Below are 24,998 nucleotides of genomic sequence, written 5' to 3'. Positions count from 1 at the left end.
ATAACCCTTACTTCACATCAACCGGGTTGCCGCATGGTTACACTAACCGGACGGTTCAATTCTTTATTTTATTTTCGGCCCGTAATTAGCCATATCTGAAAAATGAAAGCTCAACAGTCAATTATCATGCCATACGAACTGGTTTTAACTTCGCTTCCACTTCCTGTAATAGTGTTGCTGCATCCGCAAATGGACGTGATATACGCTAATAAACCCGCCCATGTTCTTTTTAAGCAACTAACTAACACGAAAAGGGAAGTGTTGTTATCAGACATTAAGATAATTTTACATGACATTTGCAAGGCTAAAGGAGAAGGTGCTGCACCGTTTGAAACACGACAACCTATCCCCGGTAAAAAATCACATCTATGGCTGGAGGTAACCACCCAAACAGTAATGCAGGGTAGTAACCAATACAGCATATACATTATTACTGACATTAGCGCGCGAAAAACAAAAGAACTAAGCATGATCCAGTCGCTTGAAAAAGAGAAGTCGCTCCACGAAATGAAATCCCACTTCATTTCTATGGCTTCCCATGAATTTAAAACGCCGCTAACCGCTATCTCCTCTACCATAGATCTGCTTGAAACCAAGCTGCAAATGGACAACCTGCTAGACCAGTTTTACCAGCATAACATCTCTAAAATATCTGCAGAGATATTTAAGCTCAATACTATGCTGGATGAAATATTAACGCTGAGCACCATTGTATCTAATAACATAGAAATCAAAAAACAGCTGATAGACGTTGAACAGGTAATTGCCGATGTTAAATACCAATACTTTTCCGAGCGTAAAGATGACCGGGTGCTAAACGTGCAGGTTACCGGTACACGCCGCAAGATATATGCCGATAAAAACCAGCTGTCAAAAATCTTTACCAACCTGGTGGGTAACGCCTTTAAGTACTCCGGCGATAACCCTATGCTGAAGCTGCAATACCAGCAACACCAGGTGGTGATAAAAGTAATAGACCAGGGCATAGGCATTCCGGCGCACGATGTTCCCTATCTCTTTAACTCTTTTTACCGCGGCAGCAATGTTGACGGTATTGAAGGCACCGGCCTTGGCCTTTCTATAGTGAAGGACTTTGTGGAAAGGAATAACGGCACTATATTGGTTGAAAGTGAAGAAAATAAAGGCACCATCTTTACTATTGTATTTAAATACGCCCCGGAAATTACTGCACAGGCATGAACAGAACCATTCTCCTGATAGAAGACAAACCCACGCTGCTGGATACACTCAAAAGCCTGCTTGAGCTGTACCAGTATACTGTTATAGTAGCCGCTAACGGAGCTGAAGGCGTACAACAGGCCCGGCTTAACCGCCCCGACCTGGTGATCAGCGACATTTATATGCCGGTGCTAAACGGCTATGATATGCTGGAGCAGTTTAAACAGGATGTAGCCCTGCGCAATATTCCCGTTATTATGCTTACCGCCAAAACACAAATAGAGGAAATAGACATGGCCATGCAAAAAGGCGCTGTGGGCTATGTAACCAAACCCTTTGTTTTTAAGAACCTGCACGCTGTTATCAAAAAATTCCTGCAATAACATTGCTTATAAAAGAAACTGCTTACCTGCATTTACCGGTAGCTGGCATATAAAGAAAATATGTACTATTTTGGGAGCTCACCGGATAATACAATATGCCACTTAAAAGCCTGCTGGCAGCCCTGCTGCTCTATTTCTCCTTACCTGCCGCCGCACAGCGCAACTACCCTGCCCCTGCTGAAGACACTTATACCGCCACCCATTTTCAGTTTGAAAACGGCGAACAGCTGGACAGCCTGCGCCTGCACTATTATACCATAGGCACTCCGCAAAAAGACAGGAACGGCGTGGTAAAAAATGCAGTGCTTATACTGCACGGCACCTGCGCGGCCGCCCGTAACTTCCTGGGCCGGCAATTTGCCGGCCAGCTGTTTGGCCCCGGCCAGCCGCTGGATGCCGCCAAATACTTTATTATACTGGCAGACGGCATAGGGCATGGCGGGTCCGGCAAACCCAGTGACGGCCTGCGTATGCAGTTCCCGAAATATACTTATGATGACATGGTGAAAGCACAGCACCTGCTGCTTACCCGGCACCTGGGCATTAACCACCTGCGCCTGATACTGGGCACCTCCATGGGCGCCATGCATGCCTGGATATGGGGGTATACTTATCCCGATTTTGTTGATGCGCTGATGCCCCTGGCCAGCCTGCCCACCGAAATTGCAGGCCGCAACCGCATTATGCGTAAAATGGCTATTGATCTGATTGAAATGGACCCTGCCTGGAACCAGGGCAACTATGCTTCGCAGCCTGTGCTGGGCCTTACCGGCGCCATCTCCTCCTTCTTTTTCATGAACAGCAGCCCTTATCACCTGCAGGAAAGCGCCCCTACACGGGCGAAGGCCGATACCCTGGCCGCCAGGATAAAAGCCGGCAACCTTCGCAGCCTGGACGCCAATGATGTGATTTATGCGCTGGAAGCTTCCCGCAATTATAACCCCGCCCCTTACCTGTCAAAAATAAAAGCCACGGTATTTGCAGTAAATTCTGCGGATGACGAGATCAATCCGCCGGAGCTTGGCATCATGGAACGGGAAATCAAAAAAGTTCCCAGGGGCAGGTACATATTAATACCCACCAGCCCCCTCACCTCCGGGCATGGCACCAACTCGTTACCTGCCATATGGAATAACTACCTGCGAATCCTACTGAAAAACTGATAAAAGGCGGGCGGGGAATTTATTGCTGTGACTGCCCCAGAATGTAGAAAAAAATCATCGAACCAAAGTAACGGTACCTTTAAGCTCCTGCGGGCGATGCCGCCCATCTACATAGGTGCATATATAAATATAAGTTTGCTGGTCCTGCGGCGCACCTTTATAAGTACCATCCCACCCGGTTTGCCAGTTATTACCGTCATAGATCACCGCGCCCCACCGGTTAAAAATGCGGATGTGGTACCGGCTTATATTATCATATACCTTTGGCCGGAACACATCATTATTTCCATCACCATTAGGACTAAACGCTGTAGGCATTATCAGGGTGCAGTTATTATAAGTTGAGGTAATTGTTACGGTACCGCTTACACTGCACGCTCCCTGGTCCTTTACTTCATAATAATAGTTGCCTGCCGGCAGGTTGCTGAACACACTGTCGGCCTGCCACGGCCCTTCGTTGAGCCGGTAGGCAAACGGCGGCCTGCCGCCGCCCTGCACATGCGGTATCAGCTGCCCGTTACCGGTAGCGCTGCAGCTGGGCGGCACCACGGTTACCTGTACCAACAGCGGCGGGGGCGGCTGCACATGCAGGGCAAAGGTATCGGCGCATACCTGTTTATCCTGCACCACCAGGCGGTACTGCCCCGGCGGCACATGGTCAAACAGCGGCGCATGGGACGAGTCACCGTTCAGGGAATATATATAAGGCGGCACACCGCCGCTGGCACTAACGTTAATACGGTTTTTGTTATCGTAATAACAGGAGGAGGTAGCCACATTTACTGCTGCATCCAGTGTTGAGCTTTTTACCGTTACCTGCTTTTGCACCTGCACCCCGTTGGCCGCTTTTACCGTTACCTGGTAAGTGCCCGGAGGCACCTGCCGGATGACGGCGGTTTTATAATTGCCAGGACTCCAGGTGTATTCATACGGCGCCTGTCCGCCGGTAATTGTTACAGACGCGGTGCCGGTATTGCTGTTATTGCAGGAAGGGGTGCTGCGTACAGTTGCCGTTACGGTTTGCTGCAGCTCCTTTGACAAATCATCTATAAGCACTGCCACTCCTATTTTGCTTTTGTGGCAGGGCAGCGTGGGATATGCCCACAGTGAAATGTACTTATAATCCTTATGTGGGGTAAACACCGCGGTATACGACTTCCATTGCTGGTGTGTAAAAGGCCCGGATGACCATAACAGCTCTGCCGTATCTTTTGGGCTGTTGCCGCCAAAAACAGCCAGGTTGCCGTAGCAGGTGTAAAAGGAGTAAACCGTTACAAAGGCCAGCTTAAAAGAAAAGGTGTATTGTAACCCGGCTTTCACAGGGTTTTGCAGCTCCTGCGCAATACCTTCCATGATCTCCGGCCCGCTGTGCATGCCTGTAAAATGCTGCCCGTTAGCCGGCGGCAGGGTTACGCTGAACATGCCGGGCTGCACATCGGGCGTACCGGATATTTTATACCAGCTATGCGGTATGGCATTTTTCCCGGAGGGCGTACCCTCCAGCGATGGATTTCGCAGCGGTATATGCTGCGCATGTAGTTGCAAGGTAATACCGGTAAGCAACAGGAACAGCCACACAATGGTGCATAGGTTACGTTTTTCCATAAAGATTGGTAGGCCCTCTTTACGCAGGACGCGTTTATTATTGCTGACAACAGCAAATGCTCAGGTAATATGGTTACTGACGGCCCTGCCGTCCTTCTTTTGAATGTTGTGTTCTCGCGCTAAATATGGGAAATAAATCGCTAAAAGTACAAATAAAATGTAAAACGCATCCTCACCGGATCACATCCATGATGTTCACCTTGCGCGGCTCGCCGGTAATAATTTCTGAGGTAGTGGTATATACGCGGTCGCCATTGCCATAGTCGAGATACATTTCCAGGGGCAGTACTACCGGCGCATAGGAACCTTCAATGCGCATTTTTTCAATCTGTATCTTATACTTGTCGGGGATTAAGCCATAGGCATGAAACAGCGTATGCGGCTCCTGGGGAATCCACACGTGTGCGGTAATAAGCGACCGGTTGGTGCCGCGGTCATTTACCCGCGGGTCGTTTTTCAGGTTTTGCGCGGTGTACTCTTCGCAGGCTACGCCTGCAATCACTTTTTTGGCGCCGGTTTTTATAAGCTGGCTCAGGTAACCGGTTTCGCCGGGAAACACCGGCTCCATGGTTTCGAGGTTCAGCTTTTGTTTGTCGCCGCTGGCTATTTTATTAACGGCGGTGATGCTTAACACGGCTTCATGTTCAAAATCAACAAAAAACTGGTAACGGGCAGCGGTGCTTTTGCTGGTCATTTGTATGCTGAACTGCGGGGACTTGCTGCTGTAATAGATAATAATATCCTGCCCGCCGTCTGTTACTACCTGGTTACCCTGCAGGGCGGTAGTTTCCTGGTACACGGCCACATCAAACTCATAGCTGGAATCGATGGTTACGGAGTCGTCGCCGCCAATCACCAGGGAGGGGCCGCTTGTTGGTATGGCAGCTGCTTTTAGCGGATCGCCTTCTCCATCCTCTCCCGGTTTTGCATGGGTATTTTCCGTGCCTGCAGCTGTTTCGGTAGTATTGTTATTGCCTTTTATTTTATCGGTCATTTTCTTTAACCACTGGGCCTGCACAGGAATACAATACAGGGCTGCCCATATCAACAATAATAGCGGCTTTTTCATAGGCGTATTTCAGCCTGCAAGATACGAATTATGAAAATATTAAATGTAAAATCATTCTCTCACCCCACCATCAGGCTGCAGCCGCGCAACGCCGAGTTATCCAGGCGGCCCAGCACTTCAAAGCTGCCATCTGCGTGCAGCCTGCCAATATCTTCAGTGGCAATGAACGCGCACGAATATACGTTGGCCAGGTCTATTACGTTTATTACGCCGGCTGCAGCTGCAGTAAACAGCTGAAAGGGGTCATTTTCATCGCGCAGCAGCACTTTCATCCAGGGCGGGGTATTAAAAATGCCGTTACGGTAAGCATATGCCTGGGAAAGCAGCTCCGTCATACCATATTCTGAATGCACCGCGGTTACGCCCAGCCGGTCCTTTAAAAAGGCGTGTACCTGTTCCCGTGTCCACTCCTCCCGCCGGCCTTTCATACCGCCGGTTTCCATTACAATGGTATGCTGTAGTGAAAGGCGGTATTTTTCAGCAAAATCCAGCAGGCCAAAAGTAACGCCTATCAGCAGCACCTTTTGTCCAAGGGCTTCCATTTCCTGCAGCTGGGCATACAGCTTTTCATGCTCGTACAGGTAAAAGCCGCTGCCGGCATGGCCGCTGCGGCGTATCATTTCCTGCACCATTACCACCAGGGACGAGTGCTGCCGCTCCAGGTAGGAGGGCAGCAGGCCTACTACCACATAATCGGTTACCGGGCCGTAAAACTGCTCAAAGGCGGTTATAAAGCTGCGCTCATACATGCCGGCATCTTTCACCAGGTGCCGGCTGTTAACCGTTTGCGTGGTGCCGCTGCTTTCAAACACCAGCTCAGGCTGAAACTGCCCGCAAACCACATCATGGGTTTTGAAAAACTGTATGGGTAAAAAGGGAATATCGGTAAGGGCCTGCACTGCCTGCGGCTGTATATGCAGGGCATCTGTATACGCCCTGTACAGGGCATTATACCGGTACTGGTAGCGGAACATTTCCAGCGCGGCAGGGGTCAGGTCTGCCGCCTGCATATTAAAATCGGGTACCGGTGCCTGGTTGTTCATCTGTCACTTTTAAAAACCGCACAAAGTTACGGCCGCCGGGGTAACAAAAGGCATGTAAAACGCGTTATTAATATAAAATAATTAACGTACGTTTGTTTTATGAAGAAAATACTTTTATTATCTGCGGCAGTTTCCCTGATTTTCACGGCCTGTTCAAAAGACAGTGCATCAGGTACCAAGCCAACGATAACCTTCAAGTCTTATTCTATTCCTTATATTGACAGCCTGACATCTGATTTTGACGCTGCTTTCCAGGTAACCGACGGCGACGGGGATATTCAGAACACGTTTAATTTCCGCATTATTTTAGACAGCGACCCTACTACCCTGAACGATACTGTTTTTGAAGCCAGGCAAATGCCGGATATTGGCGCGCATAAAGGCAGCAAGGTAGATGCGGAAGTAATTTACAACCTGCAGGGCTCTGATTTTAAGATATATGATCCATTTGTAAAACCAGACAGCCTGCGCCTGCAGGTTTTTATTATGGATGATGAAGGGCATAGCAGCGATACGATTACCACCCCCAAGCTGGGCATCATAAAAGAATAGTTACCCGATAATGAGTATGATATTATGAAAGGATTCCTTTTTACAGGAGTCCTTTTATTTTTTTAGCTTTACCCCTCATTTACGCACATGGACAAAACTGCACAATTACATAGTAAGATAGCGGAAGCTGCCCTGGGCGGCGGCGAAACCCGCATCGCATCCCAACATAAGAAAGGAAAGCTTACTGCCCGCGAAAGGCTGCAGCTGCTGATGGATGAAGGCTCTTTTGAGGAGCTGGACATGCTGGTGGCCAACCGTAACCGCGGCCTTACCGCCGACCAGGAGCAGTTCCTGGGCGATGGTGTGGTTACCGGCTACGGCACCATAAACGGCCGGCTGGTATATGTATTTTCACAGGACTTTACCGTATACGGGGGCAGCTTGTCTGAACCGCATGCCCGCAAGATCTGCAAGATCATGGACCTGGCTATGGAGAACGGCGCACCCGTAATAGGGCTGAACGACAGCGGCGGTGCCCGCATACAGGAAGGCGTGGTAAGCCTGGGCGGTTATGCCGACATTTTTTACCGTAACACCCGCGCCTCCGGCGTAATACCACAAATATCCGCTGTTATGGGCCCCTGCGCAGGCGGCGCCGTATACTCGCCGGCCATTACAGATTTTATAATGATGGTGGAACAAACCTCCTACATGTTTGTAACCGGGCCTAACGTGGTAAAAACCGTTACGCATGAAGAGGTAACCGCAGAGGAGCTGGGCGGCGCGCAAACGCATGCCACCAAAAGCGGTGTTACCCATTTTGCCTGCAGCAATGAAGTAGAATGCATTCAATACATCAAACGCCTGTTAAGCTATATACCGCAGAACTGCGAGGAAGCTGCGCCGGTGTACCCTTACGAGCGTGCAACGGAAACCAGGGAAGCGCTGAACAGCATTATACCCGGGCATCCCAACCAGCCGTATGATATGAAGGAGGTGATTGCGCAGGTAACAGACACAGATAGCTTTTTTGAAGTGCACCGCGATTTTGCAGAGAACATTATTGTGGGCTTTGCGCTCATAGGCGGCCGCAGCATAGGCATTGTAGCAAACCAGCCGGCACACCTGGCCGGCGTGCTGGACATACATGCATCTGTAAAAGGCGCGCGCTTTACCCGCTTCTGCGATGCGTTTAACATTCCCCTGCTGGTGCTGGTAGATGTGCCGGGCTTTTTACCAGGCACCGACCAGGAATGGAACGCCATTATTACCAACGGCGCCAAGCTGCTGTATGCGCTAAGCGAAGCCACCGTACCCAAAATAACAGTTACCACCCGCAAAGCATACGGCGGCGCATACTGCGTAATGAACTCCAAACATATTGGCGCAGATCTTAACTTTGCTTTTCCGCAGGCAGAGATAGCGGTAATGGGGCCCAAAGGCGCGGTAGAGATCATCTATAAAAAGGAAATAGATGCAGCCCCTGACCCGGAGGCACGTATGAATGCGCTGGTAGCAGATTATACAGAACGGTTCGCCAATCCCTACCTGGCAGCGGAAAAAGGATATATTGATGAAGTGATTATACCGGACCAAACGCGTATTAAACTAATGAAAGGCTTTAAAATGCTGGAGAACAAAGTGGTGAACATGCCCCGTAAAAAACACGGGAATATACCGCTCTAATGAGCGCCTCTTTTTATGTTACGATCGATATTCAATTTCTTACTTTTCAGCTCCATCTATATCTCGCTGTGCGCCGTGTTAATGGTATGGCAAACCAACACCGTGCTGAACCTGCATTACGACTACTTTACGTATAATGCCTTTGTATTTTTTTCCACCATCTGCAGCTATAATTTTCACTGGTATTTAACGCCGGCAGAGTATTCTACCTCACAGCGCATCCTGTGGGGCGCCCGGCACCGTACTATGCAGCTGGCATTTTGCGCTATAGGCGCAATAGGCGCGCTGGTGTTCTTCTGGCAGCTGAAGCAGCACTGGCTGCCGCTGGCCGGCGCTGCCATGCTTACCTTCCTGTACTCGGCTCCCAAGCTGCCGTACCGCCTGTTTGTATGGCTGCGCACCATAGCAGTAGGTAAAACGCTGTTCCTCACTTTTGTATGGACGTATGTATCTACCCCGCTGCCTGTGTTCATTGCCGGCGCCCCCATTACGCCGGCTGCTATATTGCTTACGCTGCACCGCTTTTTCCTGATATATGCCATTTGCATCCTGTTCGATTACCGCGATGTAGAGTCCGATAAAAAGGAAGGCATCCGCAGCCTGATCACTATCCTGTCGGACCGGCAATTATTCTGGATATACTATATAGCCCTGCTGATGGCGGCCCTGTGCGCACTGTTGCTATGGCCTTTTACAACACCGGTGGCAGTAGCCACGCTGCTGGTGCCGGTGGTGGTTACAGGCCTGCTTACCCGCAATGCCCGGCATAACCGTTCCGACTATATGTACTATTTCGTGCTGGACGGGCTCATGATGTTATCGGCCCTGCTGCACCTGCTCATTAGCCTAAATCATTAAAAGCCGCTACCCACTGGCGGTATTTTCCTATTTTTGCCGGATAATCATGCAGATCATGGCGAAAAAACAAAAAACCGTACTAACTAAAGACTCAATGACCTTTCTGAGAAACTACCTCAATAACCCCTCTCCTACCGGGTTTGAGAAGGAAGGCCAGAAATTGTGGCTGCAATACGTGCAACCCTATATTGACGAGCAGATCGTAGATGCATATGGCTCGGCCGTAGGTATCATTAACCCGGATGCTCCCTTTAAAGTAGTAATAGAAGCACATGCAGACGAGATCTCGTGGTTTGTAAACTATATTTCCGCAGAAGGTTTGATTTACGTGATCCGCAACGGCGGCTCTGATCAGCAGATAGCGCCCTCTAAACGGGTGAACATACATACGGAAAAAGGCATTGTAAAAGCGGTATTCGGCTGGCCGGCCATCCACACCCGCAACCGCAACCCGGATAAAGAACCACAGCCTAAAGTGGATAACATTTTCCTGGATTGCGGCGCCCGCAGTAAAAAAGAGGTGGAAGACCTGGGCATTCACGTAGGCTGCGTAATAACTTTTGAAGACGGCTTTGAAGAGCTGAACTATAATTACCTGATATGCCGCGCCATTGACAACCGCATTGGCGGCTTTATGATAGCGGAAGTGGCCCGCCTGCTGAAAGAGAACAAACAGCAGCTGCCCTTTGGCCTGTACATTGTAAATGCCGTGCAGGAAGAGGTTGGGCTGCGGGGCGCAGAAATGATCGCCAAACGCATTAAGCCCAATGTGGCCATTATTACGGATGTAACGCACGACTCCACCACTCCTATGATCAACAAGAATGTAGAAGGTGAGATCCGCTGCGGCAATGGCCCCAGCATTACCTACGGCCCTGCCGTGCACAACATTCTCCGTGACCTGATCATAAAAACCGCGGAGAAGCACGACATTCCGTTCCAGCGCCACGCGGTAAGCCGCAGCACCGGCACAGATACAGACGCCTTTGCCTACTCCAATGACGGCACGCCCTCAGCGCTTATCAGCCTGCCGCTGCGGTATATGCATACTACAGTAGAAATGGTGAAGAAGGAGGATATTGAGAACACTATCATGCTTATTTACCATACGCTGCTGAATATTACGCCCAAGACGAATTTCAGGTATTTGTAAAGGGAAACTGAATGCTTAACGTGGAATGCCGCCGTATGACTTTCAGTGCTTTAGGCTTTATACTTTGAGCTTTTAGCTTTTTTTCCGTACGTTTGCTTCCTATTAAATAATATACTTATGCAAGATGTGCAGATTCGCCATGATTGGACCATTGAAGAAATAAAAGCTATCTATAATACACCGCTGCTGGAACTGGTGTTCCGCGCTGCCAGCATTCACCGCCAGTACCAGGACACGGCAGAAGTACAGGTTTGTACGCTGCTGTCTATTAAAACCGGCGGCTGTACCGAGGACTGCGCCTATTGCCCGCAGGCAGCCCGTTACCAGACTGATATTAAAGTGCATGGCCTGCTGCAGAAAGATACCGTGCTGGAATATGCCCGCAAGGCAAAAGATGCCGGCTCTACCCGCTTTTGCATGGGCGCCGCCTGGCGCGAAGTACGCGATAACCGCGACTTTGACCGGGTGCTGGATATGGTAAAAGGCGTAAACGAGCTGGGTATGGAAGTATGCTGCACACTGGGCATGCTTACCGAAGAGCAGGCGAAGAAACTGGCCGATGCCGGCTTATATGCCTACAACCATAACCTTGATACTTCCGATGAATATTACGGCGAGATCATTACCACCCGCACCTACGACGACCGCCTGGAAACGCTGGATAACGTGCGCAAGGCCGGCGTAAGCGTATGCTGCGGCGGTATTATAGGCCTGGGTGAAAGCCATGAAGACCGCATAAAAATGCTGCACACCCTCAGCAATCTTCCTCAGCACCCCGAGTCTGTGCCTATTAATGCGCTTACCCGCATAAAAGGCACGCCGCTGGAGCATATGCCTAAAGTAGAATTCTGGGATATGGTGCGCATGATTGCCACCACCCGCATCCTGATGCCGGGCGCCATGGTACGCCTGAGCGCCGGCCGTGCGGAAATGAGCATTTCAGAGCAGGCCCTGTGCTTTATGGCAGGCGCCAACTCCATCTTTACCGGCGAAAAGCTGCTGACCACCAAAAACCCGTCTTTTGAAGAGGACAACCTGATGTTTCAGCTGCTGGGATTAAAACCCCGCGAAGCCTTCAAAGATGAAAAAGAAACAGCTGCTGCCTGTTAAAACCGTCATGACTAAAAGTACAAATAACAAAAGAGCGCCTGTACGGGCGCTCTTTACGTTTATACATGGCAGTTATTACTGCTGTAAAAAATATTCTACTCCCAGCCTGTAGCCTTTCATGCCCAGGCCACAAATGCTGCCCACGCATTTAGGCGCTATCATTGAGGTATGGCGGAACTCTTCCCGGGCATATACGTTGCTGATGTGCACTTCAATAACCGGCGTTTTAATAGCTGCAATGGCATCGCGTATGGCTACAGAAGTATGCGTATAGCCGCCGGCGTTAAGCAGAATACCGTCGGCGCTAAAGCCCTCCGCATGCAGCTGGTTAATGATCTCGCCCTCTACATTGCTCTGGAAATAATTAAACTCCACCGCAGGGTACTGCGCCTGCAAAGTGGTAAAATAAGCTTCAAAACTTTCGCTGCCGTAAATACCAGGCTCCCGCTTTCCAAGCAGGTTCAGGTTAGGCCCGTTGATGATAACTATACGCATATGTCAAATACGAATTACTTAATAATGAATTACTCCCCGCCTCCCCACCTGTACGTTTGCTGCTCAATGCCGGCCAGGTCCAGCACACGGTCGGTAACAGTAGCGGCTACGGCTTCCAGCGTGGAAGGCCGGCTGTAAAAAGAGGGGGTGGCCGGGCAAATGATGCCGCCGGCCTCTGTTAAGGTTACCATATTGCGCAGGTGCACCAGGTTATAAGGGGTTTCCCGCACTACGCATATCAGCTTGCGGCGTTCTTTCAGCACTACATCCGCCGCACGGGTAATAAGGTCGTTGGAAACGCCGGTAGCAATGCGGCCCAGCGTTCCCATGGAGCAGGGACAAATGATCACCGTGTTAAATCGCCCGGAACCGCTGGCAAAAGGTGCATGAAAATCCTGCTGGGTGTAAAAGCGAAAAGGCAGCTGCGCATATCCTTTATCCCCCAGCTCTGTTTCCCATACGGTTTTGGCATTCTCCGTCATCACCACCGCCACGGTATCTACCTGCGCTGCGGCCGCCTGCAGCTTGTGCAGCAGCTGACGGGCATAAATGGAGCCGCTGGCGCCGGTAACAGCTACTACTATACGATGCTTCATTCTTTTGTATATATAGCGCAAAACTAGGAAATTTGAACATTAGACAAGCATCACCGGCCATAAACACCTTATTATGACAGGCAGACAATCTTTCCTGAAAAAAATATACCCGCTCTTCATGCGCCTCTCCCGTTTGTTTGGCAGCAGAAATAAGATATTGTTCAACAAAGCCGGCAAACACCCATCAGTGCCCTTTACATCACTTACCATCGTAAATAACCGGGGCGATGTAGTGCCTATGAAGCAATTTAATGGCAAAACGCTGTTGCTGGTGAACACCGCATCAGACTGCGGTTTTACCGGGCAGTATGCCCAATTGCAAAAGCTGCAGGAACAACATCCTGAGCTGGTGATCATCGGCTTCCCGGCTAATGATTTCCAGCAGCAGGAAAAGGGTTCGGACCAGGAGATTGCCGCGTTTTGCCAGGTTAATTATGGAGTTACTTTTATGCTGGCGGCCAAAAGCAGCGTGGTAAAAGGGCCGCAGCAGAACCAGGTGTTCCGCTGGCTGTCCGATGCGCAGGCAAACGGCTGGAACAGCCAGGCCCCGGAATGGAATTTCAGCAAATACCTGGTAAGCGCATCGGGTAAGCTGCTGTATTATTTTGGCCCCGCAATAACGCCGGAAGCCGTTATGGATCAACTAAACGCTAGTATAAAAAAGACCACAAACGATTGATGCTATTCCGGCGGCGGGGATAAACCTTTCATGGGTACAAAAGCATACGAACGCCGGTATTAAATAGCAGCGGGCAGCAAAGCTATTCCCTGCTCAATAAAAAAGCATTCATGCACACTACACTATAGCAGCACACATGAATGCCTGTAAAGATTATTCTACCTCTAAAGTTGCAATATGCTCACCTGGAGGCAGCCCGGCGCTTCCTGCAAAGCGGAACAGGTATTGCCCCTTTTAGCGCGGCCGTAATCTGCAATTATATTACGTCCCTGAGCTCATCCATTGAAATGCCGTTATGGCTTTCGTCATACACACATTCCCCGTTACGGATCAACAATACCTGGGGTGATTCATGCTCCACGGCATAGTCGGTTGCAATCTTGTTGGAAATATCGCGATGTCTGATCAGATCCAGGTAGTAAAAGTCCACATTTCCGGGGGCTTCGGCCCGTTCCAGCCGGGACTTTACCATTGCACTGATGGCACAGCGGGTGCTGTGCTTAAAAATTACCACCGGCTGCTGTGCCGATGCTGCTTTAATTTGTTCTAGTTGTGATGCGCTGTCAAGCGTTTTCCAGTTCATTTTCTTAACACTCCTTACTTTTTTGTGCCGGCGCCGTCTTGGATATTTTCATCGGGCACCCAAGCTTTTGATGCGTTGCACACGAAGAAAATAAAATTGCAAAGATACCAATAAGGCCGGCAACGCCCAACAATTTAGCATGAAATCTCATGGTGGGAAATTTATTGAATAAACGAAAAATCATAGGGAAAGCGTATAAAATCTTTTTTAATCGTCCTTTGTGACGTTACTTTGCAAATATAAAAAATATATTAAAAAAAACAACAAGATGTGTGCGCAGTGATTTAAACCTGATTGTCATTACACAGTGAATAAATCCTGTTTCCAAACTCCTACTGTCCGATTATGAAAGTTCACTTTATTGCTATTGGCGGCAGCGTTATGCATCAGCTGGCCATTGCATTGCACCATAAAGGCTACCAGGTAACAGGCAGCGACGATGAAATTTTTGAACCGGCACTCGGCAACCTGGCAAAGGTAGGGATTTTACCGGGATCTATGGGCTGGGATGCAGCCCGCATTACCCCCGACCTGGACGCTGTAATACTGGGTATGCATGCCCGCGCCGATAACCCCGAGCTGCAGCGCGCGCAGGAGCTGGGCCTTAAAATATATTCCTTCCCGGAATATATTTACCAGGAAAGCCTGCAGAAAAAGCGGGTGGTAATAGGCGGCAGCCATGGTAAAACCACCATCACCGCCATGATCATGCACGTGCTGCAGGCACAGCAAAAAGAGTTTGACTACCTGGTAGGCGCCCGCCTGGAGGGCTTTGCCCAGTCGGTGAATATTACGGATGCGCCGCTCATCGTATGTGAAGGCGATGAATACCCGGCTTCGGTAATAGAAAAGCGGCCCAAGTTCCACTTCCTGCACCCGCATATAGCGGTATTAAGCGGTATTGCCTGGGACCACATTAACGTATTCCCCACTTTTGATATTTACCTGGAACAGTTTGCCATTTTCATCCGGCAAATGGAAGCCGGCCATACCCTCATCTACAACAGTACAGATGAGATGCTGGGCGGCCTGGTAGCCAGGGAAGGCCGCCACCTGAAGCTGGTGCCTTACACCCTGCCCATTCACATGATCCGCAACGGCGTAACCCGCGTATACTTTGAGGAAGGCTTTGCAGACCTGCAGGTGTTTGGAGAGCACAACCTGCTGAACCTGCACGCCGCCCGCCTGGTATGCAATGAGCTGGGTATTGACGATGATGCCTTTTTACCGTCTATTGCCACTTTTAAAGGTGCTGCAAAAAGGCTGGAGCTGGTAGGTAAAAATGAGCAGTGCGCCATTTACCGCGACTTTGCCCATGCCCCCTCTAAAGTAAAGGCTACCATACAGGCGCTGAAGCACCAGTACCCCAACCGGAGGCTGATAGCCGTGCTGGAGCTGCATACCTACAGCAGCCTGAATGCCGGCTTCTTAAACCAGTACCAGGGCGCCATGGATGCAGCCGACGAAGCCGTTGTATTTTACAGCCGGCATGCCCTGGAAATCAAACGCATGCCCGCGCTGCAGCCGGATCAGATAGCAGCAGGCTTTGGCCGCCAAAACCTGCATGTATTCAACCAGCGCGCACAGCTGGAGGCTTTCCTGGATGCACAACAGTACAGGGAAACCAACCTGCTGATGATGAGCTCCGGCGATTATGAAGGAATGAACGTACATTCGTTGACGAAATACCTGCAGTAAGCGGCGGAAAGCAGCAAGTAAGCAATAAGCAACAGGAGGTATAAGTATTCACATAATGTGAGTATCTTACTTCTTACATCATACTACAAAACACTCATAAAACTAAGATCATCAAATTTCTCAGATGTCCACTTTACAACTAAAAAGGCCCCTGGCTGTTATTGACCTGGAAACTACGGGCACTAACATAGCCACAGACCGCATTATCGAAATTGCCATTGTAAAAGTATTCCCGGACAAATCTACCCAGTCCAAGGTAAGACGCGTAAACCCGGAATGCCCCATCCCCGCGTCCAGCACCGCTATTCATGGTATTACAGACGATCATGTAAAGGATTGCCATACCTTTAAGCAAATGGCCAATGAGCTGCGCCAGTTCCTGGATAACTGCGATATTGCCGGGTATAACTCCAACCGCTTTGATATACCCATGCTGGTAGAGGAGTTTTTGCGCGCGGGGCTGGAATTTGATGTATCGCACCGCCGGTTCATTGATGTACAGAAGATCTTTCACCTTATGGAAAAGCGCACCCTGAGCGCCGCCTATAAGTTCTATTGCGATAAACAGCTGGAAAATGCACATAGCGCAGAAGCCGATGCGCTGGCCACCTTTGAGATACTGGAAGCGCAGCTGAACCGCTATGAAACCCTGCAGTCCGATGTGGACGGGCTGGCAGAGTTTACCAAGGAAGAGGAGTATATTGATTTTGCCCGCCGTATGGTCATGCAAAACGGCACAGAAGTGTTCAACTTCGGCAAATACAAAGGCCGCCCTGTAAAGGAAGTGCTGAAGATGGAACCGCAGTACTACGACTGGATGATGAAGGCTGATTTTCCGCTGAACACCAAGCAGAAACTGACGGAAATTTATCATAGTATGATGTTAAAAAAAATGTAATATTTTTCAGGAACGCCCTATCTTGCGGCGTGATTATACTATTTTCGCAGTCCACAAAAACGCTGTTCGCTGATTGGAAAAGCTTGTCATAATACCTACGTACAATGAAAAGGATAATATCCAAAAGATCATTGACGCTGTATTTTCCTTGCAGCAGGATTTTCATGTACTCATAATAGACGACGGTTCACCTGATGGTACCGGCAATATTGTTAAGCAACTGCAGCAGCAATACCCCGCCACACTTTTCCTGGAAGAAAGAAGCGGCAAGCAGGGCCTGGGCACTGCTTACATTCATGGCTTTAAATGGGCCATAGCCAGGGGTTATGAGTATATTTTTGAAATGGATGCCGACTTTTCCCATAATCCCAAAGACCTGGTGCGCCTGTACGACGCCTGCGCAAAAAACGGGGCGGATGTGGCCGTAGGATCCCGCTATGTAAAAGGCGGCCGTACGGAAAACTGGCCCTGGGATCGTGCCGTGCTCTCTTACGGCGCCTCTATTTATGTAGGCATTATTACCTGGATGCCGGTACGGGACGCCACTGCAGGCTTTGTTTGCTACCGCCGTGCCGTGCTGGAAGCCATTAACCTGGATGCCATACAGTTTGTAGGCTATGCTTTCCAGATAGAAATGAAGTTCACCGCCTGGAAGCTGGGCTTTAAGCTGCAGGAGGTACCCATTACCTTCCGCGACCGCAGGGAGGGCTACTCCAAAATGAGCAAAGGTATTGTGAAAGAAGGCATCCTGGGCGTGCTGAAAATACAGGCGCAAAGCCTTTTCCGGCGTTATGAACGCCGCCATACCACCCGATAAATGAAAAAAGCATTTCTGCAGCTGCACCTCTCTGTTTTCCTGGCCGGGTTCACCGGCATCCTGGGAAAGCTGATCTCCCTGAACGAAGGCTTGCTTACCTGGTACCGGTTGTTTATTACCGCAGTTACCCTGCTTGTTATTTTCCTTTGGCGTGGTATGCTCAAAAAAGTTCCCTTCCGGGATGTGCTGATCATTGGCAGCAACGGCGCCATCATTGGCCTGCACTGGGTATTTTTTTACGGCAGCATTAAATACGCCAACGTATCAATAGGTGTAGTATGCTTTTCACTTACCAGCTTATTTACCGCCCTGTTTGACCCGCTTATTAACCGCCGCCGGTTTGATGCGGCAGAGCTGTTATTAAGCCTGCTTACACTATGCGGCATACTGCTTATTTTCCACTTTAATACATCGTACCGCACCGGTATTATACTGGGCATTATATCTTCCGGTTTTGCCGCGCTGTTCACGGTGTTTAACAAGCGCCTGGTAAAACGTTTTGATACCTATACCCTGGGGTTTTATGAGGTAATGGCAGGCACTTTGTTCATTACGCTGCTGCTGCCGGTATACCTGTCACAAACCACTCCCCCGGTTACCTCCCTGCTGCCCTCCTGGCAGGATGCATTTTACCTGCTGGCGCTTTCCTGGGCCTGTACCATATGGCTGTATGCCCTTAACTTAAGTTCCCTCAAAAAAATATCTGCCTTTACCGTAAACCTCTGCTTTAACCTGGAGCCGGTGTACAGCATACTGCTGGCCTTTTTGCTGTTTGAAGAAAACAAATACCTGGGGTGGACTTTTTACGTGGGCCTGCTTTGCATAATGCTGTCGGTGCTGCTGCAAATGATGCGGGTGCTGCGCCAGCACCGGCTGGAAAAACAATTGTCGGCCAACCCGATAAGGCCCGAGTAAGGTAAGACCGCGGTAGCCATTCCTCCATTTCTGTTTCCATCACTGCGCGTTTTCCAGTATTTTGCTGTTATGAGAACTACTATCATAGGTGCAGCCCTAACCGGTCTGTCGCTGGTTACCTATGCACAGCAACAACCACTATCTAAACCGCCCTTGAACCACAGCGTGTACGACAGCTGGGAAAGTATTGGCACAAAAGCCATCAGCAATAACGGGCAATGGATTGTATACACCATAACCCCGCAGGAAGGCGATGCCCGCCTGCGCATATATGATAACAAAACGCGCCGCAGCATGGAAGTGCCGCGGGGCAGCAAGCCTGTGATAACGGCAGATAATGGCTACGTGATTTTTTCCATTGAACCCCTGTTTAAAGCGCTACGGCAGGCAAAGATCAAAAAGAAAAAAAACGCTGAAATGCCCAAAGATTCCCTGGGCATTGTAAACCTGGCGCAGTGGCAGCTGTGGAAAGCGCCCATGGTAAAATCATTCAAAACACCCGAAAAAGGCAGCGGCGTGCTGGCTTACCTGCTGGAAAGGCCGCAGCACAGTAAAGACAGCACTGCCGGCACGCCGCTTATTATACGCCACCTGGCCAGCGGACAGGAAGATACCCTGCAGCATGTGCTGGACTATGCGTTAAGCAAACCAGGTAACAAGCTGTTGGCCGAAATTACCACTGCCAAAAATGATTCGCTTTCCAGGGCAGGAGTGCTGCTGTGGGATATAGCCGCCCGCCGGGCCGATACACTGAGCCGCGGCAATGGCGAACGCAAGCTGCTGACCTTTGATGATAAAGGGCAGCAGGCCGCCTGGGTTGGTACAACTGACAGCGCCAAAGCGCTGCAGCGCATTTACCAGCTATACTACTATAAACCGGGGCAGGACAGCGCCATTATTGCCGTAAGCCGGCGCACTGCCGGCCTGCCCGCCGGGTGGAGCGTGGCGGACAGCGCCAAAATAATGTTCAGCGAAAACGGGCAGCGCCTGTTCTTTGGCACTGCGCCCGTACGCCCCCCGAAAGATACCAGCCTGGTTGATTTTGAAGTAGCCAGGGTAGACATCTGGAACTACCAGGATGATTACCTGCAGCCCATGCAGCTCCGGAACCTGCAGCGGGAGCTGAAAAGAAGCTACCAGGCGGTATATGATCCCGCTACGCAAAAGGTGTTGCAGCTGGGCGACAGAAACCTGGAAACCGTGGTGCTGGCCGGTGAGGGTAACAGCACTAACGCCCTGGGCTATACGGATAAAGGCGAACGAATTGCCATGCAATGGACCGGCCGTACGCTGAAAACCGCGTGGCTGCTGAACATCGCTACCGGCGCCCGCCGCCTGGTAAAGGAAAAACTGGACGGCGATTTTTACATGTCTCCCCAAGGGCAGTACCTGTACTGGTACGACCGTGCGGCCAGGCACTGGTTCGCCTTCCAGGTAAACAGCGGCGCCATACGCAACATAACCGCAAACATACCTGCCGCCATGTATGATGAGGTAGATGACCACCCCGATGAGCCGGACACCTACGGTGTAGCCGGCTGGCTGGAAGATGATAAATATGCGTATATATATGACCGTTATGACATCTGGCAGGTGGACCCTTCAGGAAAACAGTTGCCTGTAAACCTTACCCATGGTACCGGACGGCAGGAAAAAACGCGCTTCCGCTACCTGAAGCTGGATAAGGATGAACGCTTTTTTACAAAAGGCCAGTACCTGCTGCTCACCAGCTTCAATGAAACTACCAAGTACAACGGCTTTTACCGCCTGCAGCTGAAGAACGGCGCGCTGCAGCAGCTGGCTATGGGGCCTTATGCTTACCTGCTGCCGGAAAAAGCAAAGCATGCCGAAAGCTATATTTTCACCAAAAGCAGCTACCAGCTGCCGCCGGATGTATACGCAGCCACGCTTTCCGGCAAAAAGCCCTCTTTTGAAAATGCCGTGCAGCTAAGCCATATAAACCCGCAGCAGCAAAACTATAACTGGGGCACTGCCACCCTGTTCAAATGGACGGCCTATAACGGGCAGCCGGCAGAAGGCATCCTGTACAAGCCGGAGGATTTTGACAGCACCAGGCGCTACCCGTTGCTTATTTATTTTTATGAAAAGCTGTCGGACGGGTTGTACAACTACCAACCGCCCGCGCCTACGCCCTCACGCCTGAACATTCCCTTTTTTGTAAGCAGGGGCTACCTGGTATTTGCGCCGGACATTATTTACGAGAACGGGCACCCTGGCAAAAGCGCCTGCAATTATGTGATAAGCGGCGCCCGCGCACTGGCGCAGCATAGCTGGGTAGACAGCGCCAACATAGGCATACAGGGACAAAGCTGGGGCGGCTACCAGGTGGCTTACCTGGTTACGCAAACCCATTTGTTCAAGGCTGCCTGGGCCGGCGCGCCTGTAGCCAATATGACCAGCGCTTACGGCGGCATACGCTGGGAAAGCGGCATGAACCGGCAGTTCCAGTATGAGCATACCCAAAGCCGTATTGGCGCTACCCTGTGGGAAAAGCCGGAGCTGTACATTGAAAACTCGCCGTTGTTTCATTTGCCCAATGTTACCACTCCCCTGGCCATAATGGCCAATGATGCAGATGGGGCGGTGCCCTGGTACCAGGGTATTGAACTGTTTACGGGCCTGCGCCGCCTGGGCAAACCCGTATGGCTGCTGAACTATAATAACGAAGCGCATAACCTGGTGCACCGGCAGAACCGGAAAGACATACAGCGCCGGGAACAGCAGTTCTTTGACCACTTCCTGAAAGGAGCGCCTGCGCCGCAATGGCTGCTGCACGGGGTGCCGGCTACAGAAAAAGGGGTAAACTGGGGATGGAACACAAGTAATAGTAATCCATAAATAATATTATTCCATAATAAACGTTTTAGGTAGCAAATAGCGGCACTTATATTGAAAAACCTATTGCCACCCGCTATTTGCTGCTGCATCTTTTCTAAACGCCTGGTATTGAATATCAAAAAAGATTAATATTATTTATTGTCATTGCATAATATATTTTGCCTATATTTACATCAACAAGCGGTTTTTTGAGTTTTCCGGGAGAGTAATCAGATAGATGTTCCTATAACCTTTAGAAATTTTTTCCTATGAACTTCCATATCTATCGTCCTGCAGCCAACTTACATCCTTATGTAAAGCATTATTACTACTGGCACGATGATACTACAGGGGTGATTAATTTACCGCAAAACCTGTTGTCATTAGGTGATCAGTATATGGTATTCCTGCAACAGGGAGAAGTAAGCTGCCAGCCTTGCCAGCATGCAGCTTTTACTTTGCCGCAAATGTCGGTGGTGGGGCACTTCACCTGCTCCAGCCAGCTAAAGGTAAAAGGCCCGGTAAAAGCGGTAGTGGTGCACCTGAATGCCTATGGCAGCTATCGTATGCTGGGCATTAACATGCACGCTATCAGCAACTATTACCGCGACCTGGCCAAGCTGCCCGATACCAACTGGCAGGCACTGGCCACACAGCTGGCCGATACAGACAGCGCACAGCTGCCGGCCCTGCTGGACGCTGCCCTGGCCAATGCCATGCAGCACCAGGCTTACAACAGGCAGGAGGTTGAGCAGGTAGCCAACTACCTGCAGGAAAAAGACGGTCATGTGAACATAGCTTACCTGGCAGCCCGTTTCCGGCTGTCAAAGCCCACCCTGGAAAGGCTGTTCCTGGAAGTGGTAGGTTTGCCGCCCAAACTGTATGCCCGCATGCTGCGCTTTAAAAAGGCCATGCAGCTGCTGCAGCAGGTAAACACACCGCAATGGCAACCGGCCGCCGCAACCGGCCCCCAGTATTATAATGAAGCCGTACTGAAGCAGGATTATGTGTATTTTAACGGGCAAACGCCTTCTTTCTTCAGCACTTTAGGTAGTAACAACAATACCGCTGCAGTAGCGCAAATGCCGGTGCATAATACCGGTATTGCAGTAGCGTAAGCGATATATCATCCACAAAAGGGTAAAAAGTAAAAGGCGGCGTCCCCCTTTCACTTTTTACCTTTTGCTTTTATACCCCCTTCCTTTTCCCGATGTTTATTATTTTGTAACCCAAATATTTGGCGAATGGAAATCCTGCAAGTACAGAAGGGAGTATATACGATCAGCACGGATCCTGAAAGGCTGAACATAAACCTGATACATCATTTCCTTAGCAACGAGTCGTACTGGGCCAAAGGCATACCCCGGCAAACGGTGGAACGGTCCATACAACATTCCCTGTGCTTTGGCGTTTTTGAACAACAGCAGCAGGTAGGGTTTGCACGGGTGGTAACGGATTACGCTACCTTTGCCTGGGTAGCCGATGTATTTATTTTACCGGCCTGCCGCCGGCAGGGACTTTCCAAATGGCTGGTGCAAACCATGCGGGCGCACCCGGGACTGCAGGGATTAAGAAGGTGGCTGCTGGCTACAGCCGACGCCCACCAGTTGTATGCGCAGTATGGCTTTACCCCGCTGCCGCACCCGGAAAGATTTATGGAAGTGTACCAGGCTTACCAAACATGAATAACTATCCGTTCATAAACGAAGCAACCGATACAGGAAAAACCATTACCCGATGATTACCACCCTTAAAACCGCCGAATATTGGCGGGAGCACCTGCAGCTGCAACCACATGTGGAAGGAGGCGCCTTCCGTGAAACTTACCGCTCCTCCTGGATATTGCATAAGTCAACCCTGCCGCCTGGCATGAAAGGCAACCGTAACGCCGCCACCTGCATTTACTTTTTACTGGAAGCAGGCCAGTTCTCGGCCTTTCACCGTATTATGGCCGATGAGATCTGGCATTTTTACGACGGCGAACCGTTAAGTATATACGAAATTGATACCGGCGGCCGGTTAACGGTACACAGGCTGGGCCGCAACCTGCACATGGGCGAACAGCTGCAGGTAGTGATCACTGCCGGTAACTGGTTTGCCTCCCGCATGGATGCCGGCGCCGGTTTTGCCCTGGTAGGCTGTACAGTGGCTCCAGGCTTTGATTTTGAGGATTTTGAGCTGGCCCGGCGCAGGAAGCTGCAGGCGCTGTACCCCCAGCATAAGGACTTAATCCTTGCGCTAACGCGGCTGGAGTAAGTCAATTACGAATTAATCAATTACGCCCCCGCAAAGCGGTGCATAAGCACCATTGAAAATTATTATGAAGCGCATAATTACGAATGGGGAAAATGAGGCTGCAGGGCAGTGTGGCATGTAGGCTTGTAATGGTATGCGAAAATTTTGTACAATAGCGCTGTCCGTAATTACTGCGAATGCATGCCATGCCTTTGCGGGATCATAATTAAAAAAATTGTAATTTATACCTTGTTCTTAACAATCAAATTCGTAATTCGTAATTCGTAATTCATTCATGAAACGATTTTTATACTTCCTGGGCTTTGCACTTATCGTACTGCTGGTATTCTGGCTGGGCAAGCAGTTTGGCAGCCGCTCCGTTAGCCAGCAGGTGCTAAGCAACAGCACCATGGTAAGGGAAATAGCCGAGCTGGCCAGCCTGGAAGTACAGGGTGTGGCCAGCATTAAACGCAGCAACCTGGAGCATGATGGCGGCTGGGCCGATAACTTCAAAAAGCTGTTCCTCGAAAATACCATCTGGGTATCTATTCCTTACCTGGCTAAATACGGGGTAGATGTGAACGAAAAAAATTTCCGTGTGTCCGTTACTGATAAAAAAATTACCGTGCAGCTGCCTGCTCCCCACCTCCTGAGCTATGAGCTAAAGGTAAACAAAATGGAAACCGCTAACCGCAAAGGCTGGCTGCTTACACAGGATGATGAAACCTACACCGCCGTGCAGAAAAAGCTGTACCAGACCTCCCGGGAGCAGCTGGCCGGCAACGCCATTTACCTGCAACAATCCAAAGACAAGATCAAAAAGATCATTACCCGGTATTACCAGCCCTTTTTACAGGACCATACGCTGGAAATTGTATTTGATGACGGCAGCAGCGCGCCGGAGCTGCGGTGATGTGCGGATGTGCAAATATGCAGATGTGCAGATGACTGCCCCGGATGTTTACGCTGCTCGTAACCGTTAAGCTGCATTAGTGGTAATGTATTTCACCAAACACCGTTTGGCAATGGGCAGCAGCGTTTCATTTAAGGGAAACGTAAGCTCCGTATCTACCCGGTACACCGCAGGGTTAGGCAGCTTTTTACGCTGGCGTATCAGGATGGTTTTTATATGCTCGCAGGAGTGTACCAGGTCGCGCTGGTAAGCGTCGATATACTGCGTATGAATGCCCCGGTACTTTTCATCATGCCGTTCAAATATGGTAAGGCGGTATTCATACACCAGGGTTTCGCGGTGGCGCCCGTCGGACAGGAACAGGTAGCCTTCCTGGGTATCAAGCGGAATAAGGCCAACCGGCGCAATGTTCAAGCTGCCTTCCACCATTTCGTAGATCTCCGTACCGTCTTTAATGGTCCGGTTCATTTTCCGCATGGCATAGTGGATAATGCTTTCCAGCTCCTGCATCAGCTCATCATCGGCAATCATCTGCTCATATAATAATTGTAGCTTCTCCATGTTAATGGCGGTAAGCCTTTTGGGAAACT

General features: G+C 50.1%; 25 protein-coding genes. 18 read left to right on the top strand and 7 right to left on the bottom strand.

Features of this window, described 5'->3' with window-relative positions; genetic code table 11:
• The first annotated feature begins 468 nt into the window (after positions 1 to 468).
• From VFS25_RS15360 to VFS25_RS15350, 3 genes are all read left to right on the top strand, one after another.
• Entirely contained in the window at positions 469 to 1,200 is a 732-nt protein-coding gene (locus VFS25_RS15360; RefSeq protein WP_326463048.1) for a HAMP domain-containing sensor histidine kinase, read from the top strand.
• Positions 1,197 to 1,562, top strand: a complete 366-nt coding sequence (locus tag VFS25_RS15355) for a response regulator (RefSeq protein WP_326463047.1) — start codon at positions 1,197 to 1,199, stop codon at positions 1,560 to 1,562. The genes VFS25_RS15360 and VFS25_RS15355 overlap by 4 nt, the downstream gene beginning before the upstream one ends.
• Before the next feature lie 95 nt (positions 1,563 to 1,657).
• Positions 1,658 to 2,725 carry an alpha/beta fold hydrolase gene (locus VFS25_RS15350; protein WP_326463046.1) on the top strand — a complete coding sequence of 356 codons (1,068 nt, stop codon included), beginning with the start codon at positions 1,658 to 1,660 and terminating at the stop codon, positions 2,723 to 2,725.
• A gap of 54 nt (positions 2,726 to 2,779) precedes the next feature.
• Here VFS25_RS15350 and VFS25_RS15345 read toward each other — a convergent pair whose 3' ends face one another.
• From VFS25_RS15345 to VFS25_RS15335, 3 genes are all read right to left on the bottom strand, one after another.
• Positions 2,780 to 4,330: a T9SS type B sorting domain-containing protein gene (locus VFS25_RS15345; protein ID WP_326463045.1), complete on the bottom strand. Its 1,551-nt coding sequence runs from the start codon at positions 4,328 to 4,330 to the stop codon at positions 2,780 to 2,782.
• 172 nt (positions 4,331 to 4,502) lie between these two features.
• Positions 4,503 to 5,399 carry a hypothetical protein gene (locus VFS25_RS15340; protein ID WP_326463044.1) on the bottom strand — a complete coding sequence of 299 codons (897 nt, stop codon included), beginning with the start codon at positions 5,397 to 5,399 and terminating at the stop codon, positions 4,503 to 4,505.
• 59 nt (positions 5,400 to 5,458) lie between these two features.
• On the bottom strand, positions 5,459 to 6,442 hold the full coding sequence (locus VFS25_RS15335) for an acyl transferase (protein WP_326463043.1): 984 nt from the start codon (positions 6,440 to 6,442) through the stop codon (positions 5,459 to 5,461).
• A gap of 99 nt (positions 6,443 to 6,541) precedes the next feature.
• Here VFS25_RS15335 and VFS25_RS15330 point away from each other — a divergent pair, with 99 nt between their 5' ends.
• From VFS25_RS15330 to bioB, 5 genes are all read left to right on the top strand, one after another.
• Entirely contained in the window at positions 6,542 to 6,994 is a 453-nt protein-coding gene (locus VFS25_RS15330; RefSeq protein ID WP_326463042.1) for a hypothetical protein, read from the top strand.
• Between the two features lie 87 nt (positions 6,995 to 7,081).
• On the top strand, positions 7,082 to 8,620 hold the full coding sequence (locus VFS25_RS15325) for an acyl-CoA carboxylase subunit beta (RefSeq protein ID WP_326463041.1): 1,539 nt from the start codon (positions 7,082 to 7,084) through the stop codon (positions 8,618 to 8,620).
• 15 nt (positions 8,621 to 8,635) lie between these two features.
• Positions 8,636 to 9,478, top strand: coding sequence for a UbiA family prenyltransferase (locus VFS25_RS15320; protein ID WP_326463040.1), 843 nt, complete (start codon positions 8,636 to 8,638; stop codon positions 9,476 to 9,478).
• A gap of 55 nt (positions 9,479 to 9,533) precedes the next feature.
• A complete protein-coding gene (locus VFS25_RS15315) occupies positions 9,534 to 10,631 on the top strand; it encodes a M42 family metallopeptidase (RefSeq protein ID WP_326463039.1) in 1,098 nt (365 codons plus the stop codon).
• A 117-nt stretch (positions 10,632 to 10,748) separates the two neighbouring features.
• Complete coding sequence (gene bioB / locus VFS25_RS15310; protein WP_326463038.1) at positions 10,749 to 11,741, top strand: biotin synthase BioB; 993 nt, start codon at positions 10,749 to 10,751, stop codon at positions 11,739 to 11,741.
• A 75-nt stretch (positions 11,742 to 11,816) separates the two neighbouring features.
• Here the strand turns inward: bioB and aroQ are convergent, their stop codons facing one another.
• A complete protein-coding gene (gene aroQ, locus VFS25_RS15305; RefSeq protein ID WP_326463037.1) occupies positions 11,817 to 12,236 on the bottom strand; it encodes a type II 3-dehydroquinate dehydratase in 420 nt (139 codons plus the stop codon).
• Between the two features lie 29 nt (positions 12,237 to 12,265).
• Entirely contained in the window at positions 12,266 to 12,832 is a 567-nt protein-coding gene (locus VFS25_RS15300; protein WP_326463036.1) for a UbiX family flavin prenyltransferase, read from the bottom strand.
• A gap of 73 nt (positions 12,833 to 12,905) precedes the next feature.
• Here VFS25_RS15300 and VFS25_RS15295 point away from each other — a divergent pair, with 73 nt between their 5' ends.
• Positions 12,906 to 13,511 (top strand): glutathione peroxidase, encoded by a 606-nt coding sequence (locus tag VFS25_RS15295; RefSeq protein WP_326463035.1) that lies wholly within the window; start codon positions 12,906 to 12,908, stop codon positions 13,509 to 13,511.
• 256 nt (positions 13,512 to 13,767) lie between these two features.
• On the opposite strand, the gene ytxJ is transcribed toward VFS25_RS15295, so the two are convergent.
• Positions 13,768 to 14,094: a bacillithiol system redox-active protein YtxJ gene (gene ytxJ / locus VFS25_RS15290; RefSeq protein ID WP_326463034.1), complete on the bottom strand. Its 327-nt coding sequence runs from the start codon at positions 14,092 to 14,094 to the stop codon at positions 13,768 to 13,770.
• 345 nt (positions 14,095 to 14,439) lie between these two features.
• Here ytxJ and VFS25_RS15285 point away from each other — a divergent pair, with 345 nt between their 5' ends.
• From VFS25_RS15285 to VFS25_RS15245, 9 genes are all read left to right on the top strand, one after another.
• Positions 14,440 to 15,792: a UDP-N-acetylmuramate--L-alanine ligase gene (locus VFS25_RS15285; protein WP_326463033.1), complete on the top strand. Its 1,353-nt coding sequence runs from the start codon at positions 14,440 to 14,442 to the stop codon at positions 15,790 to 15,792.
• A 124-nt stretch (positions 15,793 to 15,916) separates the two neighbouring features.
• Entirely contained in the window at positions 15,917 to 16,690 is a 774-nt protein-coding gene (locus tag VFS25_RS15280; RefSeq protein WP_326463032.1) for a 3'-5' exonuclease, read from the top strand.
• Between the two features lie 73 nt (positions 16,691 to 16,763).
• Positions 16,764 to 17,507: a polyprenol monophosphomannose synthase gene (locus tag VFS25_RS15275; RefSeq protein WP_326463031.1), complete on the top strand. Its 744-nt coding sequence runs from the start codon at positions 16,764 to 16,766 to the stop codon at positions 17,505 to 17,507.
• On the top strand, positions 17,508 to 18,422 hold the full coding sequence (locus VFS25_RS15270) for a DMT family transporter (RefSeq protein ID WP_326463030.1): 915 nt from the start codon (positions 17,508 to 17,510) through the stop codon (positions 18,420 to 18,422).
• Between the two features lie 69 nt (positions 18,423 to 18,491).
• Positions 18,492 to 21,281, top strand: coding sequence for an alpha/beta hydrolase family protein (locus tag VFS25_RS15265; protein WP_326463029.1), 2,790 nt, complete (start codon positions 18,492 to 18,494; stop codon positions 21,279 to 21,281).
• Positions 21,282 to 21,529: 248 nt separating this feature from the next.
• Positions 21,530 to 22,378 carry a helix-turn-helix domain-containing protein gene (locus VFS25_RS15260; protein WP_326463028.1) on the top strand — a complete coding sequence of 283 codons (849 nt, stop codon included), beginning with the start codon at positions 21,530 to 21,532 and terminating at the stop codon, positions 22,376 to 22,378.
• Between the two features lie 126 nt (positions 22,379 to 22,504).
• On the top strand, positions 22,505 to 22,945 hold the full coding sequence (locus VFS25_RS15255) for a GNAT family N-acetyltransferase (protein ID WP_326463027.1): 441 nt from the start codon (positions 22,505 to 22,507) through the stop codon (positions 22,943 to 22,945).
• Positions 22,946 to 22,997: 52 nt separating this feature from the next.
• Positions 22,998 to 23,516 carry a cupin domain-containing protein gene (locus VFS25_RS15250; protein WP_326463026.1) on the top strand — a complete coding sequence of 173 codons (519 nt, stop codon included), beginning with the start codon at positions 22,998 to 23,000 and terminating at the stop codon, positions 23,514 to 23,516.
• Positions 23,517 to 23,790: 274 nt separating this feature from the next.
• Positions 23,791 to 24,408: a DUF4230 domain-containing protein gene (locus VFS25_RS15245; RefSeq protein WP_326463025.1), complete on the top strand. Its 618-nt coding sequence runs from the start codon at positions 23,791 to 23,793 to the stop codon at positions 24,406 to 24,408.
• Between the two features lie 66 nt (positions 24,409 to 24,474).
• Here the strand turns inward: VFS25_RS15245 and VFS25_RS15240 are convergent.
• Positions 24,475 to 24,998 (bottom strand): hypothetical protein (locus VFS25_RS15240; protein WP_326463024.1); only part of this gene is annotated, 524 nt, incomplete at its 5' end.

Source organism: Chitinophaga sp. (assembly GCF_035761305.1).
Taxonomy (GTDB): Bacteria; Bacteroidota; Bacteroidia; order Chitinophagales; family Chitinophagaceae; genus Chitinophaga.
The sequence above is the reverse complement of the archived record's forward strand: the minus strand, read 5'-3'. Positions and strand labels throughout refer to the sequence as shown.

Excerpts from the sequence above, each read along its gene's own strand:
- VFS25_RS15315 (WP_326463039.1), top strand. The coding sequence starts at position 9,534 with ATGGCGAAAAAACAAAAAACCGTACTAACTAAAGACTCAATGACCTTT.
- VFS25_RS15245 (WP_326463025.1), top strand. The coding sequence starts at position 23,791 with ATGAAACGATTTTTATACTTCCTGGGCTTTGCACTTATCGTACTGCTG.
- VFS25_RS15360 (WP_326463048.1), top strand. The coding sequence starts at position 469 with ATGATCCAGTCGCTTGAAAAAGAGAAGTCGCTCCACGAAATGAAATCC.
- VFS25_RS15330 (WP_326463042.1), top strand. The coding sequence starts at position 6,542 with ATGAAGAAAATACTTTTATTATCTGCGGCAGTTTCCCTGATTTTCACG.
- VFS25_RS15350 (WP_326463046.1), top strand. The coding sequence starts at position 1,658 with ATGCCACTTAAAAGCCTGCTGGCAGCCCTGCTGCTCTATTTCTCCTTA.
- VFS25_RS15285 (WP_326463033.1), top strand. The coding sequence starts at position 14,440 with ATGAAAGTTCACTTTATTGCTATTGGCGGCAGCGTTATGCATCAGCTG.
- ytxJ (WP_326463034.1), bottom strand. The coding sequence starts at position 14,094 with ATGAACTGGAAAACGCTTGACAGCGCATCACAACTAGAACAAATTAAA.
- VFS25_RS15295 (WP_326463035.1), top strand. The coding sequence starts at position 12,906 with ATGACAGGCAGACAATCTTTCCTGAAAAAAATATACCCGCTCTTCATG.
- VFS25_RS15300 (WP_326463036.1), bottom strand. The coding sequence starts at position 12,832 with ATGAAGCATCGTATAGTAGTAGCTGTTACCGGCGCCAGCGGCTCCATT.
- VFS25_RS15340 (WP_326463044.1), bottom strand. The coding sequence starts at position 5,399 with ATGAAAAAGCCGCTATTATTGTTGATATGGGCAGCCCTGTATTGTATT.
- VFS25_RS15355 (WP_326463047.1), top strand. The coding sequence starts at position 1,197 with ATGAACAGAACCATTCTCCTGATAGAAGACAAACCCACGCTGCTGGAT.
- VFS25_RS15250 (WP_326463026.1), top strand. The coding sequence starts at position 22,998 with ATGATTACCACCCTTAAAACCGCCGAATATTGGCGGGAGCACCTGCAG.
- VFS25_RS15280 (WP_326463032.1), top strand. The coding sequence starts at position 15,917 with ATGTCCACTTTACAACTAAAAAGGCCCCTGGCTGTTATTGACCTGGAA.
- VFS25_RS15255 (WP_326463027.1), top strand. The coding sequence starts at position 22,505 with ATGGAAATCCTGCAAGTACAGAAGGGAGTATATACGATCAGCACGGAT.
- bioB (WP_326463038.1), top strand. The coding sequence starts at position 10,749 with ATGCAAGATGTGCAGATTCGCCATGATTGGACCATTGAAGAAATAAAA.
- aroQ (WP_326463037.1), bottom strand. The coding sequence starts at position 12,236 with ATGCGTATAGTTATCATCAACGGGCCTAACCTGAACCTGCTTGGAAAG.
- VFS25_RS15320 (WP_326463040.1), top strand. The coding sequence starts at position 8,636 with ATGTTACGATCGATATTCAATTTCTTACTTTTCAGCTCCATCTATATC.
- VFS25_RS15325 (WP_326463041.1), top strand. The coding sequence starts at position 7,082 with ATGGACAAAACTGCACAATTACATAGTAAGATAGCGGAAGCTGCCCTG.
- VFS25_RS15260 (WP_326463028.1), top strand. The coding sequence starts at position 21,530 with ATGAACTTCCATATCTATCGTCCTGCAGCCAACTTACATCCTTATGTA.
- VFS25_RS15265 (WP_326463029.1), top strand. The coding sequence starts at position 18,492 with ATGAGAACTACTATCATAGGTGCAGCCCTAACCGGTCTGTCGCTGGTT.
- VFS25_RS15345 (WP_326463045.1), bottom strand. The coding sequence starts at position 4,330 with ATGGAAAAACGTAACCTATGCACCATTGTGTGGCTGTTCCTGTTGCTT.
- VFS25_RS15335 (WP_326463043.1), bottom strand. The coding sequence starts at position 6,442 with ATGAACAACCAGGCACCGGTACCCGATTTTAATATGCAGGCGGCAGAC.
- VFS25_RS15270 (WP_326463030.1), top strand. The coding sequence starts at position 17,508 with ATGAAAAAAGCATTTCTGCAGCTGCACCTCTCTGTTTTCCTGGCCGGG.